The sequence below is a fragment of the Ottowia caeni genome (assembly GCF_050821495.1).
GTDB lineage: Bacteria > Pseudomonadota > Gammaproteobacteria > Burkholderiales > Burkholderiaceae_C > Ottowia > Ottowia caeni.
Genome location: NZ_CP151080.1, coordinates 3,668,645 through 3,684,092, shown reverse-complemented (window position 1 = coordinate 3,684,092; position 15,448 = coordinate 3,668,645). Strand labels below are relative to the sequence as shown.

14 protein-coding genes are annotated in these 15,448 nt (G+C 61.3%); 3 read left to right on the top strand and 11 right to left on the bottom strand.

The annotated features are described in order from the left end of the window. Positions 1-57: 57 nt before the first annotated feature. The 7 genes from AAAK34_RS17380 to AAAK34_RS17350 form a co-directional block, all read right to left on the bottom strand. Positions 58-2,976 carry a ribonucleoside-diphosphate reductase subunit alpha gene (locus AAAK34_RS17380; protein WP_231697918.1) on the bottom strand — a complete coding sequence of 973 codons (2,919 nt, stop codon included), beginning with the start codon at positions 2,974-2,976 and terminating at the stop codon, positions 58-60. 273 nt (positions 2,977-3,249) lie between these two features. Next, entirely contained in the window at positions 3,250-3,828 is a 579-nt protein-coding gene (gene ampD, locus AAAK34_RS17375) for a 1,6-anhydro-N-acetylmuramyl-L-alanine amidase AmpD (RefSeq protein ID WP_231697917.1), read from the bottom strand. Then, positions 3,812-5,305 (bottom strand): sigma-54-dependent transcriptional regulator, encoded by a 1,494-nt coding sequence (locus AAAK34_RS17370; RefSeq protein WP_431777512.1) that lies wholly within the window; start codon positions 5,303-5,305, stop codon positions 3,812-3,814. The genes ampD and AAAK34_RS17370 overlap by 17 nt, the downstream gene beginning before the upstream one ends. Continuing rightward, positions 5,305-6,081: a sensor histidine kinase gene (locus AAAK34_RS17365; RefSeq protein ID WP_431777511.1), complete on the bottom strand. Its 777-nt coding sequence runs from the start codon at positions 6,079-6,081 to the stop codon at positions 5,305-5,307. Before AAAK34_RS17365 ends, AAAK34_RS17370 begins: the two co-directional genes overlap by 1 nt. Further along, the gene (locus AAAK34_RS17360) at positions 6,081-7,061 is read right to left on the bottom strand and encodes a PAS domain-containing protein (protein WP_431777510.1); all 981 of its coding nucleotides are present in this window, start codon (positions 7,059-7,061) and stop codon (positions 6,081-6,083) included. Before AAAK34_RS17360 ends, AAAK34_RS17365 begins: the two co-directional genes overlap by 1 nt. Further along, positions 7,058-7,288: a PP0621 family protein gene (locus tag AAAK34_RS17355; protein WP_431777509.1), complete on the bottom strand. Its 231-nt coding sequence runs from the start codon at positions 7,286-7,288 to the stop codon at positions 7,058-7,060. Before AAAK34_RS17355 ends, AAAK34_RS17360 begins: the two co-directional genes overlap by 4 nt. Next, positions 7,285-8,091: a cytochrome c biogenesis protein CcsA gene (locus AAAK34_RS17350; RefSeq protein ID WP_231697915.1), complete on the bottom strand. Its 807-nt coding sequence runs from the start codon at positions 8,089-8,091 to the stop codon at positions 7,285-7,287. Before AAAK34_RS17350 ends, AAAK34_RS17355 begins: the two co-directional genes overlap by 4 nt. Before the next feature lie 99 nt (positions 8,092-8,190). Here AAAK34_RS17350 and ffh point away from each other — a divergent pair, with 99 nt between their 5' ends. The 3 genes from ffh to serA all read left to right on the top strand — a co-directional run bounded on the left by ffh (position 8,191) and on the right by serA (position 11,706). Further along, on the top strand, positions 8,191-9,600 hold the full coding sequence (gene ffh, locus AAAK34_RS17345; RefSeq protein WP_231697914.1) for a signal recognition particle protein: 1,410 nt from the start codon (positions 8,191-8,193) through the stop codon (positions 9,598-9,600). A gap of 318 nt (positions 9,601-9,918) precedes the next feature. Then, a complete protein-coding gene (locus AAAK34_RS17340) occupies positions 9,919-10,395 on the top strand; it encodes an Rrf2 family transcriptional regulator (protein WP_231697913.1) in 477 nt (158 codons plus the stop codon). Positions 10,396-10,464: 69 nt separating this feature from the next. Continuing rightward, positions 10,465-11,706, top strand: a complete 1,242-nt coding sequence (serA, locus tag AAAK34_RS17335; RefSeq protein WP_231697912.1) for a phosphoglycerate dehydrogenase — start codon at positions 10,465-10,467, stop codon at positions 11,704-11,706. A gap of 32 nt (positions 11,707-11,738) precedes the next feature. Here the strand turns inward: serA and sufT are convergent, their stop codons facing one another. The 4 genes from sufT to AAAK34_RS17315 form a co-directional block, all read right to left on the bottom strand. Beyond that, positions 11,739-12,290, bottom strand: coding sequence for a putative Fe-S cluster assembly protein SufT (sufT, locus tag AAAK34_RS17330; protein WP_231697911.1), 552 nt, complete (start codon positions 12,288-12,290; stop codon positions 11,739-11,741). A gap of 15 nt (positions 12,291-12,305) precedes the next feature. Continuing rightward, positions 12,306-12,761 (bottom strand): Fe-S cluster assembly sulfur transfer protein SufU, encoded by a 456-nt coding sequence (sufU, locus tag AAAK34_RS17325; RefSeq protein ID WP_231697910.1) that lies wholly within the window; start codon positions 12,759-12,761, stop codon positions 12,306-12,308. Next, entirely contained in the window at positions 12,758-14,044 is a 1,287-nt protein-coding gene (locus AAAK34_RS17320; RefSeq protein WP_231697931.1) for an aminotransferase class V-fold PLP-dependent enzyme, read from the bottom strand. The genes sufU and AAAK34_RS17320 overlap by 4 nt, the downstream gene beginning before the upstream one ends. A gap of 145 nt (positions 14,045-14,189) precedes the next feature. Further along, positions 14,190-15,446, bottom strand: a complete 1,257-nt coding sequence (locus tag AAAK34_RS17315; RefSeq protein ID WP_231697909.1) for a SufD family Fe-S cluster assembly protein — start codon at positions 15,444-15,446, stop codon at positions 14,190-14,192. Positions 15,447-15,448: the final 2 nt, after the last annotated feature.

Below are 15,448 nucleotides of genomic sequence, written 5' to 3'. Positions count from 1 at the left end.
CGTTTTTTTGTTGTTATGTGGCATCGCCACGGCTGTGTTGAGGTCTGACTTCGATGCTTATTGGCAAGCTTCGCAACCTGGATCATCAATGGCGCAGAACTTGATGTCGGTGGCGGGGGTGTCGAATGACTCGGTTGGCGATGCTTGCGCAGTGTTGGCGGCTGGCTTCATGGATGTGGCAGTTGAAGATCCCGCGCCGGAGGAAACCGCATTGAGACGACCTGATTGCACGGTCGATTTCTCGGCGTGCGTGGCACTGGTGGTGCGCAGGTAATACGTGGTCTTCAGGCCGCGCAGCCACGCGAGCTTGTAGGTTTCGTCTAGCTTTTTGCCGGATGCGCCTGCCATGTAGATGTTCAGGCTTTGCGCTTGGTCGATCCATTTCTGACGGCGCGCGGCGGCTTCCACCAGCCACTGCGGTTCGATCTCGAATGCGGTGGCGTAAAGCTGCTTGATGCCGTCGGGCACGCGGTCGATAGGAGCGAGTGAGCCATCGAAGTGTTTGAGATCCATCACCATGACGTCGTCCCACAAACCCAGTCGCTTCAGATCCTTGACCAGGTTGTGGTTGATGATGGTGAACTCGCCAGAAAGGTTGCTCTTCACCGAAAGGTTGCCGAAGCAAGGTTCGATGGAGGCATCGACTCCAACAATATTGGAAATGGTGGCTGTAGGTGCAATCGCCACACAGTTGGAGTTGCGCATGCCGTCTTGGGCGATCTTGCGGCGCAGCGCATCCCAGTCGAGGGTGGACGAGCGGTCGACTTCCACGTAGTTTGTGCCGCGCGCCTGCGCCAGAAGGTCGATCGTGTCGAACGGCAGAATGCCTTTGTCCCAGAGCGAGCCACGGTAGCTGGAATAGCGGCCGCGCTCGGCAGCCAGATCGGTGGATGCCCAGTACGCCTGGTAGCACACAGCCTCCATGGACTGGTCAGCGAATGCCACGGCCTCTGGCGAGCCGTAGGGAATGCGCATTTCATACAACGCGTCTTGGAAACCCATGATGCCCAGGCCTACCGGGCGGTGGCGCAGGTTGGAATCGCGGGCCTTCTTGACGGCGTAGTAGTTGATGTCGATCACGTTGTCGAGCATGCGCATGGCCGTGGTCACGGTACGCTGGAGCTTCGCGTGGTCGATGCCGCCGTCTTTCAGGTGCCGCAGCAGGTTGACCGAGCCCAGGTTGCAAACTGCAGTCTCGGTGTCACTCGTGTTCAGCGTGATCTCGGTGCAGAGGTTGCTCGAGTGCACGACGCCGGCATGCTGCTGCGGGCTGCGCACGTTGCAGGCGTCCTTGAAGGTGATCCAGGGGTGCCCGGTTTCGAACAGCATGGAGAGCATCTTGCGCCACAGATCGTTCGCGGCCAGGGTCTTGCTGGGTTGGATCTCTCCACGGCGCGCGCGTTCTTCGTAAGCGGTGTAGGCTTTCTCGAATTCGGTGCCGAACTTGTCATGCAGGTCGGGAACGTCGGAAGGGGAAAAGAGTGTCCACTCGCCTTTTTCCATCACTCGGCGCATGAACAGATCCGGGATCCAGTTAGCGGTGTTCATGTCATGGGTGCGGCGGCGGTCATCCCCAGTGTTTTTGCGAAGCTCCAGAAACTCTTCGATGTCCAGGTGCCAGGTCTCAAGGTAGGTGCAGACAGCCCCCTTGCGCTTGCCACCCTGGTTGACAGCCACTGCAGTGTCGTTGACCACTTTGAGGAACGGCACCACGCCCTGAGATTCGCCATTGGTGCCCTTGATGTGGCTGCCCAAGGCACGGACACGCGTCCAGTCGTTGCCAAGGCCTCCGGCGAACTTCGAGAGGAGGGCGTTTTCCTTGATCGATTCGTAGATGCCGTCGAGGTCGTCTGGAACGGTGGTCAGGTAGCAGGAAGACAACTGTGAGCGCAGCGTGCCACTGTTGAACAGCGTGGGGGTGCTGCTCATGAAGTCGAACGAGGAGAGGGTTTCGTAGAACTCGATGGCACGCGCTTCGCGATCGATCTCGTTCAATGACAGGCCCATGGCCACGCGCATGAAAAAGGCCTGCGGCAATTCAATGCGGGTCTTGCGCAGGTGCAGGAAGTAGCGGTCATAGAGCGTTTGCAGACCCAGGTAGTCGAACTGCAAGTCGCGCTCGGGCTTGAGGGCTGCCCCCAGGCGCGCCAGATCAAATTGCGCCAGGCGCTCGTCCAGCAGGTCGCCTTCAATACCTTTTTTGATGAACTGCGGAAAATATTCCGCATAACGCTCGCCCAGTTGCGTCAAGCTGACGGTCTCGCCCAGGGTTTCCTTGGCAATAGAGTGCAGCAACAGGCGCGCAGTGGCGTAGGTGTAGTCCGGCTCTTTCTCGATCAATGTGCGGGCGGCCAGGATGGCGGCCTTGTAGACCTCTTCCACGGGCACGCCGTCGTAGAGGTTGCGCAGCGTCTCCGCCATGATCGGATCGCCTTTGACGTCGGGGCTCAGGTTGGCGCATGCTTGGTCGATCAATGCCTTCAGGCCGGCCAGATCAAGCGCCACTCGCTCTCCCTTGTCCAGGACGTGCAGCAAAGGCGCTTGCGCAGCGGCTTCAGTTTTCTGCTGCGCGCGTTCTTGGGCGCGTCGCTCCCGATAGAGAACGTAGGCGCGGGCCACTTCATGATGGCCGCTGCGCATCAAACCGAGTTCAACCTGATCTTGCACATCTTCGATGTGGAAGGTGCCACCACCAGGTCTTGAGCGCATGAGTGCGCGGACCACAATTTGCGTCAGGCCATCGACCACTTCGCGCACACTGGCGGAGGCGGCACCTTGCGTGCCATGGACGGCGAGAAAGGCCTTCATCATGGCCACTGCGATCTTGCTGGGCTCGAACGCCACGACGGCGCCATTACGACGAATGATCTGATAGCTGGTCAGCGCGATGCCGGTGCCGGGGTTCTCAATGTGATGTGACGGAGTGGCATGAGTGCGGAGGGCGAGCGCAGGCGCGGTGCCATGGACGGATTGCATGAGATCCTCTCTGTAAGCTGTTGTTGTGTCGGGAGAAAAGAGGCGCGGCCGATGGATTTATGAGTTTTGTTGATCGACGCGGCGTGTGAGGCACACTATATATAGTGTTTGATTTTTATTCAACCACTATAGGTAGTGCAAATTGTAATTCTCAAAAAAGCTCCCCAGGCTTGCACCGTGAGCATTTTTTTGGTCAAGCCTTCGCGCAGCAGGCAGGGATGAGTCGCACCAGTGGGACTCTGGTGTGACACCGGGAACTCAGCGAGGGGAGAGTCAGGGAAGGGGGAAGCGCTCGGCTGGCCAGGCCAGGTTGTCTTGCAGCGAAGCCCAATCGAAGCCGGGGCCGGGGTCTTGCTTGCGGCCCGGCGCGATGTGTTCGTGGCCGGTCACGGCATTGATCGGGTAGCAGGCTTCGATCGCGGAGCAAAGACTGGCGAGGGTCTCGTATTGCATGAGTTCGAATGTGCCACCCTCGATGCCCTCAAGTTCAATGCCAATCGAAAAATCGTTGCAGTTGTCTCGGCCCTTGTGGCTGGAGGCGCCGGCATGCCAGGCGCGCTCGTCACAACTGACGAATTGCCACAAGGCGCCGTCGCGGCGCACATAGAAATGAGCCGACACCTCTATACCGCGGATCTTCTGAAAATAGGGGTGTTCATCCCAGTCCAGGCGGTTTGTGAAGAGCGCTTGCACCTGTTCACCGCCAAACTCGCCGGGTGGCAGGCTGATGGAGTGAATCACGATCAGGCTGATGTCGACCCCCGGGGGGCGAGGGCCGAAGTTCGGTGAGGCCAGTACGCGTGCGTGTCGGTACCAGCCCTCCTGCCACAAGGCTTCATTCGCCTGAGTCATCGCCACCTGGGCCCGTGATGCCCAGCCTCGCCATGCGGTACCGTATCTGGCGTAGATTGAGCCCCAGGCGGGCTGCCGCCGCTGTGCGGTTGAAGCCGGTTTCTCCAAGGGCGCGCACCAGCATTTCTTTTTCCTGGTTGTCGAGCCAGGCTTGCAGGTCGCTTGGAATGAGGTGGGCCTGGGCAACGAGGGCAGCACTACCCGGCACTATGGCGTCTGCCACCTCGGTTGCGGGCGTTGGAGATGGTGTGACCGACAGGGGGTCAAGGTCGCATTCGCGTCCATCGCCTAGTGCCACTGCGCGATGCAGCAGGTTCTCAAGTTCGCGCACGTTACCGCGCAGCGGCGCCTCGGTGACTTCTCGCAGCAGTCGGTCGGAAAGAGGGGGTACTGGAGCGTTCGAATCTGAAGCGATTCGCGTGAGCAGTGCCTGGCAAAGCGCAGGCAGATCTTCCCGGCGCTCTCGAAGCGGCGGCACGACAATTTCGATCACGTTGAGGCGGTAGAACAGATCCTGCCTGAAGCGGCCAGCCTGCACCTCCGACGCCAGGTCCTTGTGCGTGGCGCTGAGAATGCGTACATCCACCGCTTCTTCCTGGGTGTCGCCGAGCGGGCGAACGCGGCGCTCCTGGATGGCGCGCAACAGCTTGGCCTGCATGGCGAGGGGAAGGTCGCCAATTTCGTCCAGAAACAGGGTGCCCCCTCGCGCGGCCTGAAAAAAGCCGTCGCGGTCCTGTGCGGCCCCTGTATAAGAGCCCTTGCGTGCACCGAAGAACTCGGCCTCAAGGAGGTTCTCGGGAATGGCGCCGCAGTTGACGGGCACTAAAGGTCCTGAGTTACGGTGGCTGCAGGCATGAATGGCGCAGGCCACAAGCTCCTTGCCGGTACCGGATTCGCCTTGTATCAGCACGGGAGCCATGCTCGTGGCGACCTTGACGATGCGCTGCTTGACCCCACGCATCGCCACCGATTCACCTACCAGCCGGTCCAGTGCCTTGGTGCCTTGATCGTCTGCAGTTGCGGTTGAGTTGGGCGGCGTGGAATCAGTTGACGCTGGCGGCGTGATGGGCTGTACGAAAGGGGCTCCGACGGGCGACTGCAGCGCTGATGCCACCACGGAACGAAACTGCTTGAGATCAACAGGTTTGGTCAGGTAATCAAAGGCTCCGGACTTGAGCGCCTCCACCGCGTTTTCTGCGGAGCCATATGCCGTGATCATGATGCTGCGCTCCGGCCGCCGAGCTGCCGATATTTCGCGAAGTAACTCCAGGCCCAGGCCGTCCGGAAGGCGCATGTCGGTGATGACGACGTCAAACTGCTGGTATTCCAGTTGCTCGCGCGCTTCGGCCAGGGTGCCGGCCGCCTGGACGCGATGCCCCTCTCGCAGCAGCGTGAGTTCGTAGAGTGTGCGCAAATCGGGTTCATCGTCAACGACCAAGACGCGGGCGGGTTCTGGCAAGGGGGGCATGGAACTCATCAAATAATCCTCTCCTGGCTCTGTGGGCGCAAATGGGAGTTGCGCGCGGGCCTGAAACTGACGAGAAATTCGTTGCCTTCCACGGTGCCGCCACTTCGCTGACGCGGCGCGCGTTCGTAGCTGATGACGGCGCCATGGCGTTCACACAGTTCGCGGCAGATAAAGAGGCCCAGGCCGGTAGATCGGCTTTCCGAGGAAAAGAAGGGCTCGAAAAGATGGCGCCGGACGGTTGGCTCCAGTGGTGCGCCGTCGCTCCATACGGCCAACATGACTGTGCCGTCGCGCACGGCTTGCGTGGCCACCTCGATCGAGCCTTCCGAGCGACTCGCATAACGCCATGCGTTGTCGAGTAGGTTGATCAGCACGCGACGCAGATGCTCGCGGGCGAATTCGACGTGCGCGTCTGGCGATTGGAGCTCCATGCGCAGGAGGATTTCGCCATCGTTTTGCTGGGCCCAGTCTTGGCAGATGAACTGTGCGCTTTCGTCGAGATCCAGCGACTGAGTGAGGCTCTCGCTGCCTTGGTGTTGAACGCGGGCGATGGCCAGCACGTCATCGACGATGTGAGCCAGTCGCTGTGCGTTTTGCCGCACCATGTCTGCCAGGTGACGCTGCGCCGCGTTTGTGAGGTCTTCCTCCAGCAGTGCATTGGCCTGGCTGATGGTTGCCAGCGGGTTGCGGATTTCATGCGCCATCGCGGCTGACATACGACCCATGGCAGCCAGTTTCTCCGTGCGAAGGCGAGCCTCCATTTCGCGCTGGTCTTGCAGGAACATCACGCACAGACTCTGTCCGCCGTCGTCGATGGGGGTGTCAGCAGAGTTCGGACCTGCAAGTGAGAGCTCTGCAGGTCTGCATGGCGCAGGATGACGTTGGCTGAATCTACCGCCCCTTCTGTGAAACTTGCCTCCGCGATTCGCGCCAGCTGGCTCCACGCAGGGTTGTCCCCCAGGTTGAAAAAAGGTGGCGTGACGTCTTGATCGGACCCCAACATCAGACGCGCAGCAGGGTTGGCTGTGTGCACCATGTGCTGTGCATCCACCACCAGCACGCCGTCGGAGAGGGTTTCGATCACCATTTCGTTGACTAGCGTCTGCTGCCGCACTTCGGCCCGGCTGCGACGCGCCGTGCGTTCTTCGCGTGCCAGGCGTGCCGTCAGGTAGCTTATAAGCCATGCCAAAACCAGCAGGCCGCCACTGACAAGGCCTGCCTGCAACCATTCGCTACGACTGCTCCAGTCCGAGGAGCTTGCAGTTTGTGCAGCACGCCCCAGCAAAATCAGCGCGGCCAGCGTTGCGGTGCCGAGCGCAAGCGCCCGGGAACCCAAAATGGCGGCGGTTAGCACTGGCAGGGCCAGTAGGGGCGAGAAATTGATGCTGACGTTTACCTGGTTGTATATCAGGCCGAAGAAAGCGAGGTCGGCACCGACGGTATAAATCCACTGCGCATCGAAAGCCCGTCCCTGCTGCTTTGGTTTGGCCAGCAGGCGAACGGCCAATGCCAGGGCCAAATAAGCAGCGCTCAGGGCGACGAGCAGCGCTGGCGCGGCGCCGCTCAATATGTATAGGCTCAAATGCAGGACCAGCAACACCACGGCGATGGCGATTCGCGCGGTCATGAAAGCGGCCCACAAGCGTGCGAAGCCGGATTTTTGGGCTTCGTCCAAGTTCGGAGCAATGGAGGCTTGGCGTCCGGCCAGGCTCCTGATTCCGGGCAGCACGTCGAACCACGAGGAGGTTTCCGTAGTCTGGTTCATGAACCCTCGGCTTGCCGGCGGTGTGCGACCGAGCAATAGCTATTTCGCTTGCCTTTTACTGCGTCGGCCATGGGCACGTGCACGCCGCAGACCGGGCAACTCAGCATGGGTTGAACTTCGCGACTCCGACTTGGACGAGGTGGCTCCTTAGGCTGTGCCAAGCGTCTTCCGCGCTTCCACAGCCAGATGCCCGCGAGCACCGTTACCAGCAAGATAAGGAGTTTCATGTGGCACGCCCCAGCATTTCCAGCACGAAGCGCGAGCCTACATAGCCAAGCAGAAGCAGGCCGGCACCTGCGTACAGCACCCGCACTGCGCGCCGTCCCCGCCAGCCCCAGAGCGAGCGCCCCACCAGGAGTGCCGCGAACACCACCCAGGACAGCGCAGTGAAGACTCGCTTGTGATCCCATCGCCACTGTGTATGCGTGAGGCCGTACAGCGTCTCCCCAAAGAATGTGCCTGCCAGAAGGGTCAAGGTAAGCAGTACGAAGCCAGCGCCGACAAAGCGGAACATCAGGCGCTCTAGCGTGAGCAAGGGTACGCCACCCTCAGGGGATGGGGTGGCGTGCCGCATCTGCGCCTCCGCACGAGTCATGAGCCAACCATGAGCTACAGCAGCGGCGAACAGCCCGTATGCCGCAATGCCCAGCGCCCAGTGCAGCGGCAGCCATGGCGATGAGGTGGCCGGCAACTGCGCACCGGGGAATAACAGTGCCAGCACGATGGCCACTGATCCAAACCCAGCCAGCGCCCAGCGTGCGCGAAGCTGAGGATAGAGTTGGCTTTCCACCACATATGCCGTCAATACCAGCCACACTGTGACCGACAGCGCGGGCGCGAAGCCAAAGCGGGGAGCCCCTCCCAGCAGACTCCAGGCTAGTTGCACCCCGTGCAGGCACCACGCCAGCAGCAATACGCGCCGCGCACTCACGGTTCCGAGGGAGCGGGCAGCCAAGGCCGGCACTGCATAGGCCAATGCAGCCGCTGCACCGAGCAAAATACCGACTGGAGAAGCGCTGGCTAAAATCATGGGTACAGTTTACTGGCTCAGGCCCCGAATAGCGGGGATGGGTCGCTCTCCGTCTTCCGGCTTTTTGCACGCGATTGCTGCCGCGCGTGACTCCGCTCCATGGCTACCGCCCTTACCGACAAACTTTCCAGCCTGGTCAAGAAGATATCTGGCCAGGCCCGCATCACCGAAGGCAACGTAACCGACATGTTGCGTGAGGTGCGTATGGCTTTGCTTGAAGCCGACGTCGCTCTGCCTGTGGTGCGCGATTTCATCGCCCGTGTCAAAGACAAGGCCATGGGCCAGGAGGTCCTGGGCAGTCTGAAGCCGGGTCAGGCACTGGTGGGCATAGTCAACCGCGAGTTGGCAGCCACCATGGGCGAGGGCGTGGCCGATCTTGACCTGGCAGCGCAGCCTCCAGCTGTGATCCTGATGGCGGGCCTGCAGGGGGCCGGTAAAACCACCACCACGGCCAAGCTGGCGCGTCATCTGATCCAGAAGCGCAAGAAAAAGGTGCTGACGGTGTCAGGCGACGTTTACCGGCCTGCCGCCATCGAACAGTTGAAGACCGTGACGCAGCAGGCTGGCGCCGACTGGTTCCCTTCATCGGCTGATCAGAAGCCGCTGGACATCGCTCGTTCAGCGCTTGATCATGCGCGGCGGCATTTTTATGACGTGCTGCTGGTCGATACTGCCGGCCGTCTCGCGATTGACGAAGCGCTGATGCAGGAGATCAAGGCGTTGCACGGCGCACTGAATCCTGTCGAAACTCTGTTCGTGGTCGACGCCATGCAGGGTCAGGACGCGGCCAATACCGCAAAAGCCTTCAAGGACGCGCTGCCTCTGACTGGCATTGTGCTCACCAAGATGGATGGCGACTCGCGTGGCGGTGCCGCGCTGTCGGTGCGGCAGATTACTGGCGCGCCGATCAAGTTTGCCGGCGTCTCGGAAAAGATCGACGGCCTGGAAGTGTTCGACGCCGAGCGGCACGCCGGCCGCATTCTGGGCATGGGCGACATCGTGGCACTGGTCGAGCAGGTCACCACGGGGGTCGATATTGAAGCAGCCCGCAAGCTGGCCGAGAAGGTCAAGAGTGGTAGCGGTTTTGATTTGCAGGATTTCCTGGGCCAGCTTCAGCAGATGAAACAGATGGGCGGCCTCGGCAGTCTGATGGAGAAGCTACCCACTCAGATGACCGCCAAGGCCACCGACGCCGACTTGAACCGTGCTGAGAAGGACATCCGTCGCAAAGAAGGCATCATCAACAGCATGACGGCGCAGGAGCGCCGCAAACCCGAGCTTCTGAAGGCCAGCCGCAAGCGCCGCATTGCCACGGGCGCTGGCGTGCAGGTGCAGGAAGTCAACCGTCTGCTCAAGGAGTTCGAGCAGATGCAAGGCATGATGAAGCAGATGAAGGGCGGTGGCCTGATGAAGATGATGCGCCGCCTCGGAGGCATGAAGGGCATGATGGGTGGCGGTGGCTTGCCGCCGGGCATGGGCGGGCCGGGCGGAGGCAAGCTGCCGTTCTGATGGGGAGCCTGAGGTTTCTTGTAGGCATTCCAAGGGCGGCGACGCCGAGCCCTTGACACCGAGCCCTTGACACCGAGCCCTTGAATTACTCAGCGCAGCGGTACGGCTGCGCGACGCCATCCACCGAACAGATAGGTTGCCTTCAGCAGAAGTCAACCGAGTCGAGGTCGGAATGGGTTTGCTCACGGCAGGGGATTGAAATCCATTCAGGTTACAAACTCATCGATTCCTGTATATTAAGATGAGTGTGTAATGCATCTTTTAGGCCTGTTCCCGCGGCCAGCAGCCTGACAACCTTCCGTTCCAGCGAAAGCCAATATGCGCCTGACCACCATGACCGACTACGCGATGCGTCTCTTGATGTACGTCGCGCAAAGGCCCGAGCGCCTGTGCACCATTGCCGAGGTGGCGCAAGCCTACGGAATCTCTGAGGCCCACCTGATGAAAGTTACTCACCGGCTGAGCCTGCAGGGTTGGTTGAAAACGATCAGGGGCAAAGGCGGCGGCATGTGTCTGGCGGCGGCTCCCAAGGATATCAATCTCGGCTCCGTTGTGCGTAGCATCGAGCCAGATTTCTACCTGGTGGACTGCCTGACTGGCGACACTAACTGCAATTTGATGGGTCATTGCAAACTCACGGGCATCATGAGCGGGGCGCTGCAAAGCCTGATGCAGTACCTGTACGGCTACACCTTGGCCGATTTGCTGGCGCCGTCGGAGGAAGGCGGCGCAGATGCATTGCCGGCGCCGTCCTCTGGCGACAGGCGTCGACACATTCGCCTGGCCCGCGGTTGAACCTGGATCCGTTTCCAGCGTGAAAGATCCACTCCCACATTTTCATCTGCCTTCCTGAGAGCTTCGATAATGATTCTGTCTGTCAATGATCTGCACCGCCAAAGAGCCGAAACCAAGGTCGTTTTGCTCGAAGGTATCCACCCCTCTGCTGTCGATGTGTTGAAGCAGGGCGGTTACACGCGCATCGAAACGCACGCCAAAGCATTGGCTGGCAATGACTTGCTGGCAGCACTGGACGGTGCGCACTTCATAGGAATTCGCTCACGCACCCAGCTCACGGCTGAAGTGCTGGAGCGTGCATCACAACTCACCGCCATCGGGTGCTTTTGCATTGGCACCAACCAGGTGGACCTGAAGGCTGCCATGCGTCTGGGCATTGCGGTGTTCAATGCGCCGTTCTCCAACACGCGCAGTGTGGCAGAACTGGTGCTGGCAGAAATCATTATGCTGATGCGCGGCATTCCGGAGAAAAACGCTGTCCTGCACCGGGGAGGCTGGGTGAAGAGTGCTGCCCATTCCTATGAGGTGCGTGGCAAGACGCTGGGCATCATTGGATACGGCCATATTGGCACACAGATTGGCGTATTGGCTGAACAACTGGGCATGCGCGTGGTGTTTCACGACATAGAGGCCAAGCTGGCATTGGGCAATGCGCGCGAGGTCGCCAGCCTGGAGGAACTGCTGGCCACCTCGGATGTCGTGAGCCTGCATGTGCCTGAGACACCGCAAACCCACCTGTTGATCGGCGCCAGGGAGTTGTCGATCATGAAGTCGGGAAGCCACCTGATAAATGCATCGCGCGGAACGGTGGTCGACCTCGACGCGCTGAGCGAGGCCATCGAGAGCAGCCATCTTCGCGGCGCCGCCATCGATGTTTTTCCGGTGGAGCCGCAGGGCAACGACGCGGTGTTTGCCTCGCCGCTGACACGCTTTGACAACGTGATTTTGACCCCTCACATTGGTGGCTCCACCTCAGAGGCCCAGGTCAACATCGGCTCTGAGGTGGCGGCCAAGCTGGTTCGCTACGGAAACAACGGATCCACCACTTCAGCGGTCAATTTTCCGGAGGTGGCGCTGCCCGAGCATACCGGCCGCAGCCGCCTGCTGCACATTCACCACAACATGCCCGGCGTGCTGGCGCATGTCAACGAGCGCCTGTCGGCGGCCGGAATCAATATCGCTGCCCAGTACCTCAGCACCTTTGAAGATCTGGGCTACGTGGTGATCGACGTAGACAGCACCGCAAGCGAGTCTGCGTTAGAGGAGTTGCGCAGAGTGCCGGGCACCATCCGCTGCCGGATTCTCTATTGAGCTTTTTGATAACGAACTGGTTATCCGCGGGGTCATAAACCTAGTGCCAGCTGTGCTGCCTCGGACATCATTTCGCGCGTCCAGGGAGGGTCGAACACCAGATTCAGAGTGATTTCGCCCACCCTGGGCAAGGCGAGCACCTTGTCGCACACATCGTCGGTCATCGACTCACCCATGCCGCATCCGGGGGCTGTGAGGGTCATGTCGATCACCACGCGCAATTTGTCTCCTTCGTTCATGGGTTCGAGCGCGCAGCGGTACACCAGCCCCAAGTCCACGATGTTGACCGGAATCTCGGGGTCATAGCAGGTACGCAGCGCTTGCCAGAGGAGGGGTTCCAGCTCGTCATCATGCACTTCGGTGGGCACTTGCAGGGGCGGCGGAACGGTCTTGCCGATGGCGTCTGCGTCTACTCCTTTGAGTCGCATGAGTTGGCCCTCGACGAGCAGCGTGAACGAGCCGCCCAGTGCCTGTGTGATCTGCGCCAGTTGTCCGGAATGCAATTCAATGGGCACTCCGCTGGGGATGGCTTCAACCACCACCGTGCGGCGCACCAGCACGTCTTCACGAGAACGGAGGTTCATGGCTGGATCTTTCGATTACCGTACGGGGGTGTTGGCAGATGCCGTATGCTCTGCGATGGCGTGCATCAGCGCGTGCCAACCCAGGAGCGCGCATTTGATGCGGCTGGGGTAGCGGCGCACACCAGCCAAGCTCATGAGCTTTCCCAGCCTGGCTTCGTCAGGCGTTTGTTCGCCGGTGAGCACGGCGCGAAAGTGTTGCTGCAGGTTCCGTACCGCATTCAGATCACGGCCTTTGACCGCCTCGGTCATCATGGAGCTGGACGCCATGCAAATGGCGCACCCCTGGCCGCTGAACCGTATGTCCTGCACGGTTCCATCTTGCACCTGCAATTCCACCGAGACCTGATCACCGCACTGCGGGTTGGTGCCTTGTGCATGGTGGGTGGGGTGCGTCAAGTGGCCGAAGTTGCGCGGGGTGCGCTTGTGTTCGAGCACCAGATCCTGATATAGATCGGATTCGACGTTGTTCATCGCATCTTCTCCAAAGCCAGCGATACGCCCCTGATCATGCGATCCACCTCCTCGGGGGTGTTGTACAGCGCGAAAGAGGCTCGCGTGCTGGGACCCAGGCCCAGGTGGTCCATGAGTGGCTGAGCGCAGTGGTGGCCGGTGCGCACGGCAATGCCCTGCTCATCGAGCAGGGTGCCGATGTCGTGCGGATGAACATGCCGGACCACGAAGGACACCAGCGCCGATTGCGCGGCGTGGGGCGCCAGCACGGTGACATCGGGCAGGCAAGAAAGACCCCGCAACGCTTGCGCGCGCAGGCCATGCACGTGTTCGGCGATGGCGCGGCGGCCCACACGCGAAATGAACCGCGCCGCTGCGGCCAAGCCTACTGCACCAGCCACATTGGGCGTGCCGCCTTCCAATCGAGACGGCAGCTCAGCATATTCTGCGGCGTCCCAGCGAACCTCCGTAACCATGTCTCCGCCCAGGCGCAAGGGCGTCAGGCGCTCCAGTGCGCTGCGGCGTCCTGCCAGCACGCCAATGCCCATGGGGCCATGCATCTTGTGCCCGGAGAAGGCCAGAAAGTCGCAGTTGATGCGCGCTAGCACGGGCATGGCGTGACCGGCTGCCTGTGCGGCGTCCAATACGGTCATGGCACCGGCTTGCGAGGCTAGGTTCAGCAGCGCCTCATATGGTGGGCGCTCGCCTGTGGCGTTCGCGCTGGCGGTCAGAGCGAACACACGGGTTCGCAGGGAAAGCAGGCGTTCGAGCGAGGCTGTGTGGATGCGGCCTTGTGCGTCTGGAAGCAAAACGCGCAACACGGCGCCACTCATCCGTGCGGCCTGTTGCCAGGGCAGGAGATTGGCGTGGTGCTCCAGGCCACTCACAATGATTTCGTCGCCCGGTTGCAACCAGGCACCCTCTGGCTTTGCGGCCCACAAGCCCTGCGCCACAAGGTTCAGCGACTCGGTGGTGCCAGAGGTAAAGACCAGTTCGTGTTCTGAGCTGGCGCCGACAAACTCCTTGAGCGTGGTGCGAGCTTGCTCGAAGTCATCCGTAGCGCTTTGGCTCAAGCTGTGCACGCCGCGGTGTATGTTGGCGCGGTGTTGAGTTTCAAAATATCGCAGTGCGTTGATTACATCAAGGGGCATCGCAGTAGTGGCAGCGTTGTCCAGGTAAGCCAGCGAGGCTCCGTGGATCGATTGCTGTAACAGCGGGAACTGCGCCCGCAGGGCGTCGGTGCCAGGCACAAGGCGCCCATCAGAAGCGGAGATCGCCGGTTGCAAATGAGACGCTGCGGTCATTCTTCCGAAGCCCTCTTGGCCCAAAGCTGGGCTATGGGCCTGCGAATCCTGCAAAAGATGCACTTGCTCGGGTTTATTTTCGAGCTCGGCAATCCAGGTCTGGCTCGCACCTGGGGAAGAGTTGCGCGCCAATTGCGAGTGTGATTCAAAGTTCATCGCGGGTCTCCTGGGGCAACTGGCGTAGCTGACGCGCCAGCGCCTGTGACAGCACTCCGCTTGCCAGCCACTGTTCCAGTGCGTGATTGCCCGGCGCGTCTTCCAGCGCTCGCTCTAGCACTGCGTGGGCCATGCCCTCGGTAATGAGGGCGCGGGCCTGTGTGTCGTCCAAACCGCGCTGGCGGGCATAGAACAAGGCGTCCTCGGAAAGGTGACCCCAAGTTGCGCCGTGGGCCGCCTGTACCTGATCGTGCATGATTTCCAGGTGCGGGCGCAGCACCATGCGCGGATGGCCGTCCAGGGCCACGCCTGCCAGGCGCTGGCGCACTTGCGCGTCGCGGGCGCCAGGGGCGATGCGGCTGTGAGCGTTGGCGACCACGCGTTCATGGCCGCTGGCCAGGGCCAGCACCTCTGTGTGCGCGGCCGTATGGGCTGCCTCCAGGCGCGAGTGGACTTGTTGCTCCACGGCCTGCCCAGCCGGCAACAGCAGCGCGGCCGTTCGCGCCTTGGCGCTGTGGGCATTCAGTTCGAGTGTGGTTCGCTGGAGGTGATAGGCGCTGCCGGTGGCCACCAGGACCTGGGTGTAGCTTGCATCCTGATCAAGCCTGGTATGCACGTGCTGCGCGATAAGGTCATGCGGCTGCGGCATGGCTATGCGCAGATGCTGCAACTCAGCCCCGGCTGCCAAGTGAAGGTGGGTATGCAGGTTCTGGGTCAGATGGTGGCCGCAGGCGTCGGGGTGACGCTCGTGGGTCTCGAACAGGACGCAGCGCACACCCGCATCCAGCTCCACCACCAGCATTGGAGCCTCTACTGTCTCGCGCGGTTGGTGGCGCAGATGCAGCCAGATTACTTCGCAATCTTGCGGCGCCTTTCCCGGCGGGGTGTGAAGGCGCAGGCGCAGCCCCTGGCGGCACAGTGCCAAGTGAGCCCATGCAAAGGGGGCGGCGTCATCTTGGGTGGAAGAGGGCAAGCCTGAGAACAGGGCTTTGCGTTGGGGTGGGTCGAGAGCATCCAGCCAGCGAGCTTCCAGCCCCGCTGCTGGGGACGTGCCCACCGGCTGCATTAGCCAGCCGGCGCCCGAGAGCGTGGGTGCTTCGCACACAGGTGCATCGGCTCCGGCCCCCAGCCAAGCGGCCAGGGCCGGTGGCGGGAGGTGGCGAAAGTGTTCGCTGCGCGGTGGAATCCAGCCCCTGGTTTGCAGGTGGCGGCGGGCAGCTAGTCTATCGGCTTGTGCGTGATCCATGA

Bases quoted from the DNA above. Each gene is read 5' to 3' on its own strand.
- AAAK34_RS17380 (WP_231697918.1), bottom strand. From the start codon at position 2,976: ATGCAATCCGTCCATGGCACCGCGCCTGCGCTCGCCCTCCGCACTCAT.
- ampD (WP_231697917.1), bottom strand. From the start codon at position 3,828: ATGACTCAGGCGAATGAAGCCTTGTGGCAGGAGGGCTGGTACCGACAC.
- AAAK34_RS17370 (WP_431777512.1), bottom strand. From the start codon at position 5,305: ATGAGTTCCATGCCCCCCTTGCCAGAACCCGCCCGCGTCTTGGTCGTT.
- AAAK34_RS17365 (WP_431777511.1), bottom strand. From the start codon at position 6,081: ATGTTCCTGCAAGACCAGCGCGAAATGGAGGCTCGCCTTCGCACGGAG.
- AAAK34_RS17360 (WP_431777510.1), bottom strand. From the start codon at position 7,061: ATGAACCAGACTACGGAAACCTCCTCGTGGTTCGACGTGCTGCCCGGA.
- AAAK34_RS17355 (WP_431777509.1), bottom strand. From the start codon at position 7,288: ATGAAACTCCTTATCTTGCTGGTAACGGTGCTCGCGGGCATCTGGCTG.
- AAAK34_RS17350 (WP_231697915.1), bottom strand. From the start codon at position 8,091: ATGATTTTAGCCAGCGCTTCTCCAGTCGGTATTTTGCTCGGTGCAGCG.
- ffh (WP_231697914.1), top strand. From the start codon at position 8,191: ATGGCTACCGCCCTTACCGACAAACTTTCCAGCCTGGTCAAGAAGATA.
- AAAK34_RS17340 (WP_231697913.1), top strand. From the start codon at position 9,919: ATGCGCCTGACCACCATGACCGACTACGCGATGCGTCTCTTGATGTAC.
- serA (WP_231697912.1), top strand. From the start codon at position 10,465: ATGATTCTGTCTGTCAATGATCTGCACCGCCAAAGAGCCGAAACCAAG.
- sufT (WP_231697911.1), bottom strand. From the start codon at position 12,290: ATGAACCTCCGTTCTCGTGAAGACGTGCTGGTGCGCCGCACGGTGGTG.
- sufU (WP_231697910.1), bottom strand. From the start codon at position 12,761: ATGAACAACGTCGAATCCGATCTATATCAGGATCTGGTGCTCGAACAC.
- AAAK34_RS17320 (WP_231697931.1), bottom strand. From the start codon at position 14,044: ATGACCGCAGCGTCTCATTTGCAACCGGCGATCTCCGCTTCTGATGGG.
- AAAK34_RS17315 (WP_231697909.1), bottom strand. From the start codon at position 15,446: ATGGATCACGCACAAGCCGATAGACTAGCTGCCCGCCGCCACCTGCAA.